The organism is Actinoplanes sp. M2I2, from assembly GCF_023544445.1.
Taxonomy (GTDB): Bacteria; Actinomycetota; Actinomycetes; order Mycobacteriales; family Micromonosporaceae; genus Actinoplanes.
The window spans coordinates 24174-40285 of the sequence record NZ_JALPVJ010000020.1 but is presented as its reverse complement, the minus strand read 5'-3'; the positions used below and the strand labels follow the sequence as shown (position 1 = coordinate 40285).

Annotated in this window: 14 protein-coding genes; 5 read left to right on the top strand and 9 right to left on the bottom strand. The window is 70.4% G+C overall.

From position 1 onward, the window contains the following. Positions 1 to 4: 4 nt before the first annotated feature. Positions 5 to 127 carry a hypothetical protein gene (locus HJC40_RS45720; RefSeq protein ID WP_284044124.1) on the bottom strand — a complete coding sequence of 41 codons (123 nt, stop codon included), beginning with the start codon at positions 125 to 127 and terminating at the stop codon, positions 5 to 7. On the opposite strand from HJC40_RS45720, the gene HJC40_RS46730 reads away from it, so the two are divergent. The 3 genes from HJC40_RS46730 to HJC40_RS34125 all read left to right on the top strand — a co-directional run bounded on the left by HJC40_RS46730 (position 126) and on the right by HJC40_RS34125 (position 1461). Further along, positions 126 to 725 (top strand): DUF3291 domain-containing protein, encoded by a 600-nt coding sequence (locus HJC40_RS46730; RefSeq protein ID WP_374273441.1) that lies wholly within the window; start codon positions 126 to 128, stop codon positions 723 to 725. The two genes, HJC40_RS45720 and HJC40_RS46730, sit on opposite strands and share 2 nt — an antisense overlap. Continuing rightward, the gene (locus HJC40_RS34130) at positions 719 to 1237 is read left to right on the top strand and encodes a hypothetical protein (protein WP_250007533.1); all 519 of its coding nucleotides are present in this window, start codon (positions 719 to 721) and stop codon (positions 1235 to 1237) included. The genes HJC40_RS46730 and HJC40_RS34130 overlap by 7 nt, the downstream gene beginning before the upstream one ends. Positions 1238 to 1302: 65 nt before the next feature. Further along, positions 1303 to 1461 (top strand): hypothetical protein, encoded by a 159-nt coding sequence (locus HJC40_RS34125; protein WP_250007532.1) that lies wholly within the window; start codon positions 1303 to 1305, stop codon positions 1459 to 1461. A 68-nt stretch (positions 1462 to 1529) separates the two neighbouring features. Here HJC40_RS34125 and HJC40_RS34120 read toward each other — a convergent pair whose 3' ends face one another. The 7 genes from HJC40_RS34120 to HJC40_RS34085 all read right to left on the bottom strand — a co-directional run bounded on the left by HJC40_RS34120 (position 1530) and on the right by HJC40_RS34085 (position 13431). After that, positions 1530 to 3146, bottom strand: a complete 1617-nt coding sequence (locus tag HJC40_RS34120; RefSeq protein ID WP_250007531.1) for a carboxylesterase/lipase family protein — start codon at positions 3144 to 3146, stop codon at positions 1530 to 1532. 135 nt (positions 3147 to 3281) lie between these two features. Beyond that, positions 3282 to 6407, bottom strand: a complete 3126-nt coding sequence (locus HJC40_RS34115; RefSeq protein ID WP_250007530.1) for an alpha-L-rhamnosidase — start codon at positions 6405 to 6407, stop codon at positions 3282 to 3284. Between the two features lie 51 nt (positions 6408 to 6458). Further along, positions 6459 to 7664 carry a glycoside hydrolase family 1 protein gene (locus HJC40_RS34110; RefSeq protein WP_250007529.1) on the bottom strand — a complete coding sequence of 402 codons (1206 nt, stop codon included), beginning with the start codon at positions 7662 to 7664 and terminating at the stop codon, positions 6459 to 6461. Positions 7665 to 7728: 64 nt separating this feature from the next. Then, on the bottom strand, positions 7729 to 9000 hold the full coding sequence (locus HJC40_RS34105; RefSeq protein ID WP_250007528.1) for an extracellular solute-binding protein: 1272 nt from the start codon (positions 8998 to 9000) through the stop codon (positions 7729 to 7731). Further along, positions 8997 to 11684 carry an alpha-L-rhamnosidase gene (locus tag HJC40_RS34100; protein ID WP_284044123.1) on the bottom strand — a complete coding sequence of 896 codons (2688 nt, stop codon included), beginning with the start codon at positions 11682 to 11684 and terminating at the stop codon, positions 8997 to 8999. The genes HJC40_RS34105 and HJC40_RS34100 overlap by 4 nt, the downstream gene beginning before the upstream one ends. After that, complete coding sequence (locus HJC40_RS34090) at positions 11681 to 12502, bottom strand: carbohydrate ABC transporter permease (RefSeq protein ID WP_250007526.1); 822 nt, start codon at positions 12500 to 12502, stop codon at positions 11681 to 11683. Before HJC40_RS34090 ends, HJC40_RS34100 begins: the two co-directional genes overlap by 4 nt. Continuing rightward, a complete protein-coding gene (locus tag HJC40_RS34085) occupies positions 12499 to 13431 on the bottom strand; it encodes a carbohydrate ABC transporter permease (RefSeq protein ID WP_250007525.1) in 933 nt (310 codons plus the stop codon). Before HJC40_RS34085 ends, HJC40_RS34090 begins: the two co-directional genes overlap by 4 nt. A 288-nt stretch (positions 13432 to 13719) precedes the next feature. Here HJC40_RS34085 and HJC40_RS34080 point away from each other — a divergent pair, with 288 nt between their 5' ends. Together HJC40_RS34080 and HJC40_RS34075 are read left to right on the top strand one after the other, a co-directional pair. Next, the gene (locus tag HJC40_RS34080) at positions 13720 to 14763 is read left to right on the top strand and encodes a LacI family DNA-binding transcriptional regulator (protein WP_250007524.1); all 1044 of its coding nucleotides are present in this window, start codon (positions 13720 to 13722) and stop codon (positions 14761 to 14763) included. A gap of 27 nt (positions 14764 to 14790) precedes the next feature. After that, the gene (locus HJC40_RS34075; protein ID WP_250007523.1) at positions 14791 to 15684 is read left to right on the top strand and encodes an alpha/beta hydrolase; all 894 of its coding nucleotides are present in this window, start codon (positions 14791 to 14793) and stop codon (positions 15682 to 15684) included. A 21-nt stretch (positions 15685 to 15705) separates the two neighbouring features. Here HJC40_RS34075 and HJC40_RS34070 read toward each other — a convergent pair whose 3' ends face one another. Next, positions 15706 to 16065 carry a cyclophilin-like fold protein gene (locus tag HJC40_RS34070; RefSeq protein WP_250007522.1) on the bottom strand — a complete coding sequence of 120 codons (360 nt, stop codon included), beginning with the start codon at positions 16063 to 16065 and terminating at the stop codon, positions 15706 to 15708. Positions 16066 to 16112: the final 47 nt, after the last annotated feature.

The window sequence follows — 16112 nt, the reverse complement described above, 5'->3', positions numbered from 1 at the left end:
TGGCTCAGCTGTCGGAGCACTTCTTGACCTTTGCGGTGATCACCGAGCCGGCGGCGACCTTGGAGCCCGCCGTCAGCTTGTCGCTCAACCGCCCGGCTGAGGATTCCGCGTCGCTGGCGGCATTCATGGCCGCGATCGATCCGGTCCTACGGATGGCGGAGGAAAGCGATGGGTTCGTCTGGCGATACGCCGACGGGCCCGGCCGCACCGTCACTGTCAGGCCTGACGGAGCCGACACGATGGTGGTGAACCTGTCGGTCTGGACGTCTTATGAGGCGTTGCATGCTTTCACCTACCGCAGCACCCATGGAGCCTTCATCCGGCAACGAGGAAACTGGTTCGTCCCGACTCCGCAACCATCGACAGCCCTGTGGTGGGTCACTGCGGGAACACGCCCGACTTCGGACGGGGCCCTCCGGCGTTTGACGGCTCTGCGCCGTGACGGCCCATCACCCCGAGCCTTCAGCGTCCGACGACGCTACCAGCCGGACGGCACACCGCTGCGACCATCGCGCCGCTTATCGCGCCGTCTTTCGTCCGAAGCCGGCGCAGGCGACCAGGTGCGGACCGGTCGTGAGACCTCAGGCGACGCCACGCGCGCGGACAGCGGCAGAAGAGTACGTTCGCCTCAGCCGCCGGAGCACTCTGATCTGCGCACCCGAGGCCTGATCTGCGCACCCGAGGCCGAAGCCGTCCGCTCAGCTTCTACTCAGTCGCCATGGTGACGATGAGCGATATGAGGCAGACAATTCCAGCGCCCCGGTGGACAGTGTGGACGGCATGGCTGGTTCCGATTCTGGTAGTGCCTTCAGCGGTGTGGCGTGCTGCTACGGCGTTCGACTATGGCACCAGTCCCGGCGAGGGGGCCTGGTACCCGCTACTTTTGTCGGCGTTGTCCCTTGGGTTGGCGACGCTCACCCTCGGGCTGGTTCACCGCTGGGGCGAACGGTTCCCGGCCTGGGTGCCGGCGGTCGGAGGCAGGTCTTTGCCGGTGCGGGCGGTGTACCGAGCGGCGGCCATCGGCGCCCTTCTGCTTATCGCACTGAGCGCATACTTCCTTCTCAACCAAGCCTTCGGATTCGTCAAGAGCGGGCCGGTGTGGATCGGCGAGAATGCACCACAGCGCCCAGTCCCCGGTTCGGACGTGATGGCACTGTACGCACCGCTGCTGTTGTGGGGTCCGCTCCTGCTGGCCATCGCGACGAACTATCGGCGTCGAGTCGTTAACGACGGGTAGCCGCCGTTGGGACAGGCCACCCGTTTCACTGGTCATTTCGACCACGGAACCGCACTCTACAATCGGTGGTCGCGGCACACAGCCAGGCCACACGTCTGCTCGGTTCCACCCCGAAGGACTCCCTCACCTTCGTGTTCGTGACGATCGACAACCGGTGCCGCGAGGTCGACGACGAAGGCCTGATCGACAACGACGAAGGCAAGCTCGACAAGAACTACCGGTAGAAACCCGCGAGAGGGATCGAGCCGCTCACTCCGGCATCATCAGCGCCGCGACCCACGCTGCCGGGGCATCACGCCCGGCGCTGCCAGTACAGCCTTTCCGCCCGGTCCGGGTCGTCGACGATCCGGCACCGGGCGTCGATCCACATCGTGGAGCGGTCTGTCGGCGTGTAGGCGGGCCAGCGCGGCACGCGGGACGCGCCAGGGCGGCCGGTGTGGGCGAAGCCGGCCCACAGCGCGCTCATGTTCCGGGCGGTCGCCCGCTGCCCCGGCAACGCGTCGTCGCCGAGGGTGGCGAACTTGAGCGGGATGTCGGACGCGTGCGGCGAGCCGAGGGGGAAGTCGGTGCCCGGCACCACCGTCGGGTCGGGGTAGGCCAGCTGGTACATGTACACCGGAGCCGCGTGCTGGGCCGCCTTGGCCTCGGCTATTTTGATCGCGTCGCGCCAGATGGGCGAGGTCGTGATGGCGAAGTAGAGGTGGGCCGGGGTCGCGCCGGGACGCGAGGCGCGGAAGGTGCCGATGATCCGTTCGAGTTCGGCGCCCGGGTAGGTGCCGCTCAGCCGGCTGCGCAGGCCGGCCGCGTCGATGCGGAAGACGTCGGGCGGCCCGAAGAGGCTGAAGAACACCGTCTCGTCCCGGCAGGTGCCGACCATCAGCGGCTTGCCGGCCGAGAACGGCGCGGCGCCGTCGGCGAACGGGTGCCGCGGAATGACCTGGCCGTCGACGAAGGCGCCGAAGCCCGGCAGCACGGGGTCGGGCTCGCCCCAGGGCGCGACGCCGTTCGCGGCCTCGGACTGCTGGACCTCGAGCAGCCGGGCGGCCGGGATGTCGTACAGCTGGGGAATGTCCTTTCTGGTCAGACCTAGGAGCTCGAGGGTGCGCCCGGCGCGGGCAGTGGCGCCGTCGCGGGTCGGGAAGCGCAGGGGTGCGGCGCTCTCGATGGAAGCCTTGTGGAACAGTCGCGCGGCTTTCGGCATGGTGTAGACGGCGGCGGTCTTGGCGCCGCCGCCGCTCTCGCCCCAGACCATGATGTTGTCCGGGTCGCCGCCGAAGTTCTCGATGTTCTCGCCGGTCCAGCGCAGGGCGGCGAGGATGTCGAGCATCCCCTGGTTGGCGGCGTGGTCGCCGGGCGCGAGGTCGCCCAGGAACAGGTAGCCCAGCAGGCCGAGCCGGTGGTTGGACTCCACGACCACCACGTCGTGGCGCTGCGCCAGGTGGGTGCCGTCCTGCCCGGTGGCCGAGCCGGAGCCGATCATGTAGCCGCCGCCGTGGTTGTAGAACATCACCGGCCGTCGCTTGCGGTCGGCGGCGGGGGTCCAGATGTTGAGGTAGAGGCAGTCCTCCGACGGCGCCGGCATCCGGCCGTTGCCGGTCGGGCCCATCTCCGCGCCCACCGCCTGGAAGGCCGGGTGCGGAAAGTCCACGGTGTCGCGCACGCCGGACCACCGCGCGGGCGGTTTCGGCGCCCGGAACCGCAGGCGGCCCAGCGGCGGCGTCGCGTACGGCACGCCGAGGAACTTGACGATGCCGTCCTCGCGCCGTCCGCGCACCCGGCCGTACCGGGTCGCGGCCTCGTCGCGCCCGTGGCCGCCGTGGGCCTGGGCCGGCGCCGGGAGGCTCATCCCGGCGGCCACGGCAAGGGACCCGCCGAGCAGCGTCCTGCGGTTCATCCCCGAGTTGTCCATGGGTCTCCTTGGAAAGGTGCGGGGTGGGGGGGGGGGGGGGCGCGCCCCCCCCCCCCCCCCCCGGGGGGGGGGGGGGGGGGGTTGGGGGGGGGGGGGGGGGGGGGGCCCCCCCCCCCCCCCCCCCCCCCCGACCGGTCACGGCTTGCTGGGTGCGCTGAAGGTGTGCGATCCGGAGGGCACGGTGAAGACGGCGTAGGCCCCGTCGATGCGCTGGAACGTGGCCCGGCCGGACGGGTGGACGTCCCGCCGGCTGTTCGCCGGGACCCACACCTCGGCCGTCGTGGTGGCCGGGACGGTGACCGACAGGGTGAACCGGCCGTCCTTGCGGGTCCAGCTGCTGCCCGCGGTACCCTGCCGGGTCTCGTAGGTGGCGGCCGCCCGGGTCAGGTCGCCCACCGGCTTGGGCTTGAAGACCAGTCCCTCGGCGGTCACGCCGAGGCCGGCGAGGCCGGCGTGGAACCACTCCTCGATCTGGGCGAGGATCATGTGGTTCTTGGAGTCGCCGCGGTTCCAGCGCTCACCGATGGTGGTCATGCCGCCGGGGTTGGCCGGGGTGGAGGCCAGGAAGTACCCGTAGCTGGGCTGGTCGTTCTGCTGGAGCGTCTCCCAGAGGACGTCGTCGCGGTCGCCGTTCATCAGGGCCCGGACGATCGGGCCCATCCCGATGGTGCCACCGCTCAGATGCGGGCCGGTTCCGTTCGGGTGGTACGCGTACACCAGCTCGACCAGCGCGTTCAGGACCTTGCCACGCTCGTCCTCGGGGGCCAGGCCGGCGTCGAGGGCGAGCGCCTGCGCGGTCTGGGTGGCCCCGTCCGTGCCGGCGTTGCCGGTCGCCGTGTAGCGGCCCAGCGCCTCGTTGTAGAAGGCCGCGTTGAACGCCGTCCTGATGTCGGCGGCCAGCGACGCGTACTTCGCCGCGTCGGCGGTGTGGCCGGTGACGGTGGCCGCGCGGGCCATGGCCTGAGCCGTCAGGTAGTAACCCCAGGTGCCGGTGATGCGGCCGGAGGTGGGCTCGTCACCGACCCAGTCACCGAGCGCCGCGTCCACGATGAACCCCTGGGCCTTCTGCCGCTGGATGTAGTCGACGAAGCGCACCATCCGGTCGTAGTAGGCGTTCATCAGTGCCGTGTCGCCGTACAGGTCGTCGAGGATGGCCGGGACCAGGACGATGGCATTACCCCAGTTGATCTCGTCGCCGAAGCGGCCCGAGTAGCCCCAGTCGTACACCGGGGTCTTGAGGGCGACGTTGCCGGCCATCGGCGTGTCGGCCAGGGACTGTCCCTCGACCAGGTGCCGCATGGTCGTGCGCAGGTAGGCGTTCAGCTCGAAGTTCCGCTGGATCGCGCCCATCGGCATCGTGTAGTCCGCCGGGTACGACAGCTTCTCCCGGCCGGGACAGTCGGTGAAGACACTCATGATGTTGCTCGCGAACGAGTAGCGCGACATCGTGTGGACCCGGTTCACCCGGGCGTTCGACGACGTGAAGGTCCCGGCGACCGGGGTGCCGGCCTGCAGGCGTACGCCGGTGATCAGGTCCTTGGCCGGCGCGAAGCCGGACGGCAGGCCGGTGACCTGGACCCACTGCATGCCGAAGTAGTTGAAGTCGGGGTGCCACTTCTCGCCGCCGCGGACGCCGGCGGTGGTGTAGGTGTTGAACAGGTCCACGCCCCGCGACCCGCCGCCGCCCATCAGCGACGCCTGGTTGACCGTGCCGTCCGGGTTGAGCGACTCGGCGGGCGCCATCTTGACCGTGGTGCCGGCCGGCAGCCGCGAAGCGTCCAGCCGGGGCCAGCCGACGATGTTCTGGCCGAAGTCGAACACCCACGTGCCCGCGACCGGGTTGGTGACCGAGACCGGCCGGAACTCCTCCTGCACGGTGACCGGCTCGGCGGCGCGGGCGACCAGGTTCGTGGCCAGGTTGGGCGGCGGGGCGATGCCGGCGCTGATCCAGCCGGTCGGCGTGCCGTCCCGGCGGGTCGCCGACGGGCCGAGGTCGGCGCCGGGGAGGTTCCAGCCGGGCTGCTCACGGCGGGCGTCGTAGTCGGAGCCGGAGTACCAGGCGTCGGTGACCAGCGGCCCGAGCGCCGCCCGCCACGACCGGTCGGTGACGATCGTGTCCTTGCTGCCGTCGCGATAGGTGATCTCGAGCCGGCCGATGAACCTCGGCGTGACGGCGGCGCCGGCGCTGGCATCGCTGGCGGCGATGTTGTTACCCGAGCCGGTCACCTTGGCGCCGGCCTCGTGCGCGCCGGTCAGCGCCGGGCTGAACGCGATGGTCCCGGCGGAGAGGGCGGTGATGACCCGTGACTCGAGGCGGTCCCCTCCCCCACCGGTGTCGACGTTGACCGTGCCGCCGACGTGGTAGCCGGCGGTGTCGCCGACCGTGATGCTCGTATCCCCGGCGGACGCGGCCGCGGTCAGCGTCCCGTTGCCCTTGAGCTGGCTCTGCCACCACGAGTACGGCGAGGTGCGCCCGACCGCCGGGTTGGTGACACTGCGGCGGACGTAGGCCGGGCCGTTGCCGAGCTCGACGCCGAGGGTGTTGGCGCCCGAGCGCACCGCCCGGGTCAGGTCGTAGGTCCGGTACTCGCTGGACAGCTGATAGTTCGCGTTGCCCGGCGCCAGCACCTCGTCGGTGATCTCGCGGCCGTTGAGGGTCGCGTGGTGCAGGCCCACCCCGGAGAGGTGGAGCCGCGCGTCGGCGACCTTCTTCCGGGTGGCGAACGGACGGGCGAACAAAGGCATCGGCTGGTTCTCGGCCCGGTCGGGATAGTCGATCCAGCGGGCGTCGCCCCAGTCGCCGGGGTTCAGCAGGCCCATCGACCACGTCGACGGCTTCGACCAGTCGGACGCGTTGCGGTTGGCATCCCAGACGCGGACCCGCCACGCGACGGTGTCCCGGCTGGAGAGCTGCCGCCCGAACGTGGCCTGCTGCCGGCCGCCGTCGACGCGACCGCTGCGCCACAACAGACGGCCGGCCTTCAGCTCGCCCTCGGTGGCGGCGGCTTGGATCTCGTACGCGGTCTGGCGGTCACCGGGACAGACACGTACGCCGGGACGGCAGCGGATCTGGTCCAGCTGCCAGGCGAGCGTGGGGCGGGGGTTGTCGAGGCCGAGCGGGGAGTCGTAGCGGCCGTCGACACTGAGCTTGACGACCCGGACGTCGCCGGAGGAGGGCGGGCCGGCGACGGCCGGGGCGGCCACGCCGAGCGTCATCAGCAGGGCGGTGGCGAGGATTGCCGGTCTTCTGATCGGGGCCATCAGATTTCCTTGTCTGTCGGTGGACGGGACAGTGGGGTCAGGGGCATCGGGTCAGGGGGTGCCGAGAGCGTCGAGCCGGCCGGTCCGGGCGACGCGGGCGAACGCGTGGGCGCTCGGCTTGGGCAGCCGGGCGAAGTCGTCGTCGTGGTCGACGGCGATCAGGCCGAAGCGGGGCCGGTAGCCCTCGCTCCACTCGAAGTTGTCGAAGGCCGACCAGTGCAGATATCCCCGCACGTCGACCCCCTCGGATCGGGCCTGGGCCAGGGCAGCGAGGTGAACGCGGAGGTACTCGACCCGCTCGGTATCGTCGCCGGTCGCGATGCCGTTCTCCGTGACGTAGAGCGGCAGGCCGGTGCGGGCCGCGTGGTGCAGCATCAGGCGCAGGCCGTCGGGATGGACCGCCCAGCCCATCTGGGTCAGCTGCGTACCGGGCGGCGGAGCGGCGAAATACGTCGGTGAGGCCGGGTCGACCCACTGCTTGCGGTAGTACTGCAGGCCGAGCCAGTCGCCGGCGTCCGGGCCGGTGAGGTTGTCGAGGTAGCGGTCGACGATCTCGTACTGCATCAGCTCGTACAGGCCGCGGCAGGCGTCGTCGTCGCGGGCCGGAGCGAGCAGGGGCACCTGCACAGCCAGACCCGTACGGCTGTCCGCTTCCGCCCGCACAGCCCGCACGCAACCGAAGTGGGCGTCGAGCAACGCCTCGCCGGCCCGCCGCCACAGCACCGGGTTGGTGTACCCGGGCGGGTGGTAGCCCTCGAGATAGCCGTGCAGGGCGATCATCTGAGGTTCGTTGATGGTGCACACGTACGGCATGAGATCGCCCAGGCCGGCGGCGACGCGGCCGGCGTAACGGGCGAAGGTGTCCGCGGCGTCCGGGGCCAGCCAGCCGCCGCGGGCGGCGAACCAGCGCGGCAGCGTGAAGTGGTGCAGGGTGACGAAGGCGGTCATCCCCGCGTCGCGCAGCGCGGTCAGCACCCGGCGGTAGTGGCCCAGGGCCGCGCGGCTGAACTCGCCCGGCGCCGGCTCGATGCGCGACCACTCCACCGACAGCCGGTGCGCGTTGTGGCCGAGCGAGGACAACAGGGCGAAGTCCTCGACGTAGCGGTGGTAGTGATCGATGCCGTCGCCGGAGGACTCCCGCGCCGCGGTGGACGGGTTGTGCTCGAAGTCCCACCAGTCGTTGTTGGTGTTGCCGCCTTCGACCTGGTGGGCGGCGGTGGCACTGCCCCACAGGAAGTCGCCGGGGAAGTCGTTCACGAGGGGTCCTCTCGACACCAGCCGTGCGGCCTCCGCGCTGGGGGGCGCGGAGGCCGGGCGGTGGTTAGGCGCCCTTCTTGTATTCGGCGTCCATCTGCTGGAGGACGTCGGCCGGCGTGGCCTGGTTGCTGAAGACCTCCTGCAGGCCGCTGAGCATGGTCTGCTGCACCTTCGCGTTGGGCCACAGCTGGTCCATGAACGGCACGGTGCGGTTGTCCTTGACGAAGGTGGTGAGCTCGGCGAGGCCGGGGTCCACAGTGGTGCCGGCGCTCGACAGCGTCGGAAGGCTGCCCTGCTTCTCGTTGAACAGCTTCATGCCCTCGGGCGACATGATGAAGGTGATGAACTTGAGCGCGAGGTCTTTGTTCTTGGCCTTGGCGTTCACGCCGTAGCCGGCGCCCGCGGCGGCGGGCATGAGGAACGTGGCCGGGTCGTCGGTCGCGGGCAGCGCCGTCATCGTGAACTTCCCGTTCGGGTTCTTGCCCTTGAGTAGGCCGATGATCCAGTTGCCCTGGACGATGCCGAGGGTCTTGCCGGTGGCGGCGAGCGTCTGGCTGGCCTCGTAGCTGGTGCCCAGCGGGTTCTTCTGGAAGCATCCGGCCTTCTGCATGTCCTGGTACTTGCCCATGGCCGCGGTCCACTGCGAGTCGGAGAACGTGGCCTGGCCGCTCTGCAGCTTGGCGTCGAACTCCTTGTCGGCGCCGAACACCGTGGTGGCGGCCAGCGCGTACAGCACCAGCTGGGTCACCCAGTTGTCCTGGATGCCGAGGGCGAACGCCGGGGTGCCCTTGGCCGCCGCGTCACCGCAGAACGTGAGCAGCTCCGTCCAGGTCTTGGGAGCGGTCAGACCGGACTTCTTCAGGGCGTCGTCGTTGTAGACCGCGCCGATGCCGTTGAGCCCGAACAGCGCGTTGTACGTCTTGCCCTCGTACTGCGCGACCTGCTTGAACGAGTCCGGCAGCTGAGCCGCCCACGGCTGGTCCGACAGATCCAGCAGGTAACCGGGCTTGGACAGCACGTACGTGGCGCCCGGGTTGCCGTTGCCCGGCCACACCGTCATCACGTCCGGCGCGGTGCCCGAGGACAGCTGCGTCCGGATCTGGGCCTGGTACTGGTCGGCGCCGCTGGTCGTGAAGGTGACCTTCACTCCGGGGTTCGCGGCCTCGAACGCCTTGATGACCTCTTCGATGGAACCCTGGTCGACCGAGGCGAGGGTGAGCGTGGTGCCGCCGCCACCGTCCGATCCGGAGTTGGCGTTGGTGCCACTGCTGCAGGCCGCGGCCAGGGTGACCGCCGTCAGGGCGGAGACGAGGGCCGCATATCTACGTGTCTTCATGATCGCTCCTGCGTTGGAGATCGATAACTGGTGGCGGTGAACGTGTACCGGCCGGAGATCAGCCGGACGGTGGCCCCGCCGGCGGACGGCGTGGCCGTGACGGGAGCGTCGTCGTGACGGACGCTTCCCGGGTCGGAGGTGGGAATCTCGAGGACGGCGGTGCAGCCGGGCGGCACCGCGACCACGACGGTGAGCTGGTCGCCGTCGAGGTCCCAGCCGCAGGAGACCAGGCCGCGGGCGGTCTCCTGCTCGGCACGGGCCCAGGTGAGCGTCCCGCCGGGGGTGGGCCGCAGCAGCAACTCCCGGTAGCCGATCGAACCCGGCGCCTGATCGATGCCTGCGACCCGGCCGTACAGCCAGTCGCCGACGCTGCCCAGGCTGTAGTGGTTGAAGGAGTTCATCGCGGCGGACTGGAAGCCGCCGTGCTCGGTCCAGCCGTCCCAGCGCTCCCAGATCGTGGTGGCGCCGTGCCGGATGGAGTAGTTCCAGGACGGGAACTCGTCCTGGTGCAGCAGGGCGTAGGCCAGGTCGGCCCGGCCGTGGTCGGTCAGCACCGGGCACAGCAGGGACACCCCGACGAAGCCGGTGGTGAGCCGGTTGCCGCGCCGCTCGAGGTCGGCGGCCAGGTGCCCCACGGCTGCACCGACGAGGTCGGCCGGCATCAGGTCAAAGCCCAGAGCCAGCAGGTACGCGGTCTGGGTTCCGCCTTCGACGCTGCCGTCGTCCTTGACGTACGCCTCGACGAAGGCATCGCGGATCCGCGTCTTCAGCGCGCGGTAGTGCGCAGCGCGATCACCGAGACCGAGCACGTCCGCGGCGTCGGCGACGATCTGCGTGCTGTGGGCGAAGTAGGCGGTGGACAACAGATCCCGCGGGGTCTCGGCGTCGACCTGCAGCCAGTCGCCGTACGAATTGCCGGTGCGGTGCCGCCAGAGCAGGTCGGGGTTGTGCCGGTGGATGTGCTCGACCCAGGCCGCCATCGCGTCGAAGCTGCGCTCGAGCGTCCGCCGGTCGCCGTACGTGCGCCAGAGCAGCCACGGGATGATGACACCAGCATCGCCCCAGGCCGGGGCCCCCTCGCGGTCGAGGACCAGGATCGGCGCGACATCCCGGAAGGCGCCGTCAGCGTCCTGGCCGTCCACCACGTCGCGCATCCAGCGAGCGAAGAAGGCCGACACGTCGGCGTTGCGGGTGGCCGTGGGCCCGAACACCTGAGCGTCGGCCAGCCAGCCCAGCCGCTCGTCGCGCTGCGGGCAGTCGGTGGGCACGCCCAGGAAGTTGCCGCGCTGGCCCCACACGATGTTGGCGTACAGCTGGTCGACCGTGGCGTCGGAACACTCGAAGCGTCCCGTGAAGGGGGTGTCGTTGTGCACGACGCGGGCCACGACATCGTCCTCGGTGAGCTCGCCGGGATGTCCGGTCACCTCGGCGTAGCGGAAGCCGTGGAAGGTGAACTGGGGCTCGAACGTCTCGGTCGGGCTCCCCGCGGCGACGTACGTGTCGGTGGCCTGTGCCCGGCGCAGGTTGGCCAGGTAGAGGTGGCCGTCGTCGTCGAGGACCTCGGCGTGCCGCAGCACGACCCGGTGGCCGGCCGCCGCGCCGCGAACGGTCAGGGCGACCCGGCCGACGAGGTTCTGCCCGAAGTCGACGAGCCAGCGGCCGGGGTCGCGTTGCCACACCCTGGTCGCGCGGACGTCCTCGGTGATGCGGATCGGGTGGTCGGGCTCGGCGACCAGGGGGCCGGGCTCGGTGTCGAGGACGGTGGCCGGCCGGAACGAGGCGCCGCCCTCGGCGGTGTCCCAACCGGGCAGCTCGCGGCGGCCGTCGACGAACTGACCCATCAGCAGGTCGGCCGCGCGGATCGCGCCGTCGCGCTCGGCCCAGCCGTCGCCGGTGGCGATGACCTGCCGGGACCCGTCGGCGAAGTCGAGCACCAGCTGGGCCAGGTAGGCCGGTGCGAGGCCGTAGTGCCGGGCGGGGCGGCTCGGGTCGAAGCCGACGTGTCCGCTCCACCAGCCGTCGGCCACGACTGCGGCGACGACATTGGCGCCGGCCCGCACCTGATCGGTGACGTCGTAGGTCTGGTATTGCAGCCGCCGGTGGTACTCGGTCCAGCCCGGGGCCAGCTCGAGGTCGCCGACCCGCTCGCCGTTGAGCCGCGGCTCGTAGACGCCGCGGGCCGTGGCGTACAGCCGTGCCCGCACGGGCCGCCGGGTCAGCTCGAACGCCCGGCGCAGGTACAGCGGCGCCGCGGCCGGCTCGGGGAACGATCGCTCCTCGTCGGTGGGCGGATCGACCATCGGCAGGGCCACCGGGTCGCGGCCGATCCACTGCGCGGTCCAGTCGCCGGCGTGCAGCAGGCCGGTCTCGAACCAGCTATGGGCGGTTGACGCGGCGCCGGTCTCGTCCCACACCTGGACGCGCCAGTGATAGTGGGTGGCCGACTGCAGGGCTGGGCCGTCCCATGCGATCAGCAGCGTCTCGTCGCTCTCCCGGCGGCCGCTGTCCCACAGCAGCCGGCCGGGATCGTCCAGGTCCGCCCGGCTTGCGGCGGCGGTGATCCGGTACGCGGTCTGGGCCGCGCCGCGGCGGTCGGCCCGCAGTTTCCAGGACAGGCGGGGACGGAGCTCACCCAGACCGAGCGGTTCGCTGAGTTGTTCGGTCGTCAGGCCGTACGGTGTCATCCTTTGAGCCCTCCGGCGAAGCCGTTGATGATGGAGCGCTGCAGCGCCAGATAGACCGCCAGGACCGGGATGATGCTGATCAGCAGGGCGGCGAAGATGAGATTCCAGTCGGAGACGAACTGCCCGACGAAGCCGGCCACGGCCACCGGCACGGTCTGCTGGTCGCTGCCGCTCAGGTAGAGCAGCGGGGTGAAGAAGTCGTTCCAGACCGCGACGGCGTTGAGCACCAGCGCGGTGACGGTGATGGGCTTCAGCATGGGCAGCACGACGTAGCGGAAGGTGGCCAGCTGGCTCGCTCCGTCGATCGACGCGGCGTCCTCGAAGTCGCGGGGCAGCGCCCGCAGGAATCCCACGTACAGGAAGGTCGTGAACGGCACCTGTAGACCGGCGTAGAACAGCACCAGCGACCACACCGAACCGAGCAGCCCCAGATCGCGGACCGTCTGATAGAGCGGCAGCGAGGCGAGCTGGAACGGCAGGATCAAGCCGAGCATGATGAGCAGGAACGTGCCCCGCGACCAGCGGGCAGTCGAGCGGGCCAGCGGATAGGCCGCGAGCGCGGAGACCGCCAGCACGATGAAGACGCTGACGACGGTCACCAGCACGCTGTTGATCAGGGCGCCGCCGAGCCCGGCCTCGCGCCACGCCCCGGTGAAGTTGCCAAGGGTCGGTGACGTGGTCGGCCTGATCGGCGACGAGGTGTCGGAGGGTTGCCGGACGGCCAGGTTGACCAGCACGTAGACCGGGAAGGCGAAGACGATGCCGACCGCGATCATGAGCATCTCGAGCGCGAGGGTGCGCTTGGTGTACCGGTTCACGAGGCCGCCTTCTCGTTGCGACTCAGCACGCTGTATTGGCCGGCGGACACGATCGCCACGATGATCGTCAGCACGACGGCCAGGGCGATGCTGTAGCCGAACTCGCCGAGGGTGAAGGCGTCCTTGTAGATGAGGGTGGAGATGGTGTCGGTCGCGTGGCCGGGGCCGCCGCCGGTCAGCGCGTACACCTGGTCGAAGAGCTTGATGCCGCCGATGATCGAGAGCATCAGGTTGATGGTGATGGCCGGGGCGAGCAGCGGCCGGACGATCGACCAGAACCGCCGCAGCGCGCCGGTGCCGTCGATGGCCGCGGCCTCGTAGATCTCGCGCGGGATCGACTGCAGACCGGCCAGGAAGATGACCATCGAGTAACCGGCGAACTGCCAGACCACGACCAGCACGATCATCCACAACGCCAGGTCCGGGTCGCCCAGCCAGTCCTGGCGCCACGAGTCCAGGCCGACCGCGCCCAGGAGGCTGTTCACGGCCCCGTCCGGGCCCAGCAGGTTGCGCCACAGATAAGCCGTCACGATCGGCGTGATGACTGCCGGCGCGAACAACAGCACGCGCAGGAAGTTCCGCGTCTTGATCAGCGAGTTGACGCCGAGCGCCAGGAGCAGGCCGATGCCGTTCTGGATCACCGTGATGGCGACCGCGATGAGCAGCGTGTGCCAGACGGCCTGCAGCGCGTCGCCGTCGTCGAGCATGTCGGTGAAATTGCGCAGGCCGATGACGGCGAAGTCCGGGTCGAGCCCGTCCCAGTCGGTGAAGGCGTAGTACACACCGCGCGCGCTCGGCACCAGCACGACGAAGGTGAACAGCAGCAACGCCGGCAGGATGAACCACCACGGCGGAGTGATCCGCCGCCGGCGCGTACGAGGTGCGGAGGCAGTACGGCCGGGCGGCCGGACCTGGAGATCAGCTGTCACAGGAGCCCACTTACTTTGAATCGTTTCATCGATCTCGCGGGGATCGGGGCCTGCACGAAGACGGGGAGTGGTGGAGCCCGGCGCCCAAGGCATCCGGACCGGCGTGGGTAACGTTCTCCAAATGTTTCGCCGACACTACGAGCCGGTACCAGGCTCGTCAAGAGGCTCGAGAATCTCGCCGGCTTCGATGTGCGCCGAAGGTTGACCACCTCGGGCGCCGAGGCGCAAGATCTCCCTGAGAAGACCCATGTCCGCAGGTGGGTAACGTTTTCCGTGCAAGGAGCCTGAGTGCCGCGACAGTCGCACCCCGATCGACGCGTGACCATCGTCGACGTGGCCCGGCATGCCGGCGTGTCCACCACAGCGGTGTCCAAGGTGCTCCGCAACGCCTACGGCGCCAGCCCGCAGATGCAGACCAGGGTTCGTACGGCCATCGAGGAACTGGGCTATCGGCCGTCAGCCGCCGCCCGGGGCATGCGCGGTCAGACGTACACCATCGGCGTGTTGCTGCCCGAGATCCGCAACCCGTTCTTCGCCGACGTCCTCGACGGCGTGACCGACCGTCTGAACGGCAGCGACTACCAGCTCCTGATGGCGCAGTGCTGCAACGACGAGGCCGGCGAGGCCCGGCTGACCGATGCCATGATCGACCGCAGCATGGACGGCCTCATCCTGATCGCGCCGATCTCGTCGCGCCGGCGCCTGCAGACCGTCGCCCGCACGGTGCCGACGGTCGTGGTCGGCCGCCACGGCAACTCCCCCGACTACGACACCGTCACGGACGACGACTTCGCCGGCGCCGGCCTGGTCGTCGCCCATCTGGCCGAGCTCGGGCACCGTCACATCGCGCACATCGAGCACTTGGAGAGAGATCCGGTACGACTGGTGGAGATGCCCAACGCTCAACGCGCCGACGGCTATCGCCACGCCATGAACGCCCACGGCCTGGCCGACGGCATCGACGTGGTGTCGACGACCTACACCCAGGAGGGCGGCTACCTCGGCGCCCGGCAGTTGCTGGCCCGCGACGTACGACCCACGGCCATCTTCGCCGGCGCCGACATCGTGGCCATGGGCGTACTCGACGCCCTGACCGAAGCCGGTCTCTCGGCCCCGCGGGACATCTCCCTGGCCGGGTACGACAACACCACCTTCGCCGCCTTCGGACCCATCTCGCTGACGACCGTCGACCAGGCCGGCCGCCAGATGGGTGTCAACGCCGCCCGGCTGTTGCTCGACCGCATCGCCGACCGCGCCCGGCCCACCGCCCAGGTGAAACTCTCCCCCGCCCTCGTCGCCCGGCGCACGACCGCAGCCCCGGCCGGGCGCTGACCGCTCATCCACCTTGGAGCCCCCGGCATGCCCATCACGACCAAGGACAGGACCATCGACGGCCCGTACGGCACCGTTGCCGTACGCGTCTACACGCCGGACACCAGCGCCCGCGCCGGCCTCGTCTGGGCCCACGGCGGCGCCTTCTACGGCGGGGACCTCGACATGCCGGAAAGCGACTGGGTCGCCCGCCGGCTCGCCGAGCGCGGTATCGCGGTCGTCGCCGTGGATTATGCGCTCGCTCCCGTCCCAGCCTGGAGCGGAGAAGCGCCGATCGACCGCGGCCGACGCAGCCACTACCCGGTCGCTTCCGAGGAGGTCACCGCGGCGTTCCTCTGGGCGACGACCTCGGACGTCCAAGCCCCGGCCTGGGCCATCGGCGGCGCCAGCGCCGGCGCGGCGCTCACCGCGGGAGTGACCCTGCGGCTCCGGGACAGTGGCCGGCCACTCCCGTACGCCGTCGTGCTGGTCTACCCCGTCGTCCACGCCGAGCTGCCACCGATGACCGCCGAGCTCGCCGCCAAGGTCGGGACCCTGCCGGACGCGGATGCGATCGGCGCCGAGGCGGTCAGCCGGATGAACCTCCACTATGTGCGGGATCCCGCTGCCCTCGCCGAGCCGTACGCCTTTCCGGGCGGGCACGACCTGCAGGGCCTGCCGCCCACGTTCATCCTCAACTCCGACATCGACTCCCTGCGGGCCTCCGGACAGCAGTACGGCGCCGAACTCGCCACCGCCGGAGTCGACATCGTCATGGTTCGCGAGGTCGGCGTGCGGCACGGGCACCTCAATGAGCCGGACAACCCGGGAGCGAGCCGCAGCATCGACCGGATCGCGGATTGGCTGTTGTCGACGACCCCGATCGGTGCTGCCCCTGAGCGGCGACCCGGATCGCTGCAGTCGGCTCCGCCGGAGGACTGAGGGCACCGCGGTCCGCTGCCGTCAGCCGGCCGGGACGTCGACGGTCGCGGTGACGGCGCCGTCCAGGCCGGCGATCCGGCCGGCGGCGTCACCGTCGAGGCGACCGATGATCACGATGCCGGAATGGTACGACTGATCGCCGTAGTAGAGGACGAAATCGCTGCCGGGCGCGTAGTACCCGACATCGCCGACCTCGGGGGCGGCGCCGTCCGGCTGACCGGCCGTGGACAGCGGCGCCGGCAGCGGGCCGGTCTTCTCCACCGATCCGTGATCGGTCAGGTCGATGGTCAGCGGCAGCTGGTCGACGAGGTCGTGGCCGGCGGCGCTGTCGAAGATCGTGGCCGTGAAGCGCTGATCGCCGATGACGATGCGAATTTTCATCTGCTCCCCTGGTATCGCGGTCGGTGCATCGCCGGACGACACGGGTG

Excerpts from the sequence above, each read along its gene's own strand:
- HJC40_RS46730 (WP_374273441.1), top strand. The coding sequence starts at position 126 with ATGGCCGCGATCGATCCGGTCCTACGGATGGCGGAGGAAAGCGATGGG.
- HJC40_RS45720 (WP_284044124.1), bottom strand. The coding sequence starts at position 127 with ATGAATGCCGCCAGCGACGCGGAATCCTCAGCCGGGCGGTTGAGCGAC.
- HJC40_RS34130 (WP_250007533.1), top strand. The coding sequence starts at position 719 with ATGGTGACGATGAGCGATATGAGGCAGACAATTCCAGCGCCCCGGTGG.
- HJC40_RS34120 (WP_250007531.1), bottom strand. The coding sequence starts at position 3,146 with ATGGACAACTCGGGGATGAACCGCAGGACGCTGCTCGGCGGGTCCCTT.
- HJC40_RS34115 (WP_250007530.1), bottom strand. The coding sequence starts at position 6,407 with ATGGCCCCGATCAGAAGACCGGCAATCCTCGCCACCGCCCTGCTGATG.
- HJC40_RS34105 (WP_250007528.1), bottom strand. The coding sequence starts at position 9,000 with ATGAAGACACGTAGATATGCGGCCCTCGTCTCCGCCCTGACGGCGGTC.
- HJC40_RS34100 (WP_284044123.1), bottom strand. The coding sequence starts at position 11,684 with ATGACACCGTACGGCCTGACGACCGAACAACTCAGCGAACCGCTCGGT.
- HJC40_RS34075 (WP_250007523.1), top strand. The coding sequence starts at position 14,791 with ATGCCCATCACGACCAAGGACAGGACCATCGACGGCCCGTACGGCACC.
- HJC40_RS34070 (WP_250007522.1), bottom strand. The coding sequence starts at position 16,065 with ATGAAAATTCGCATCGTCATCGGCGATCAGCGCTTCACGGCCACGATC.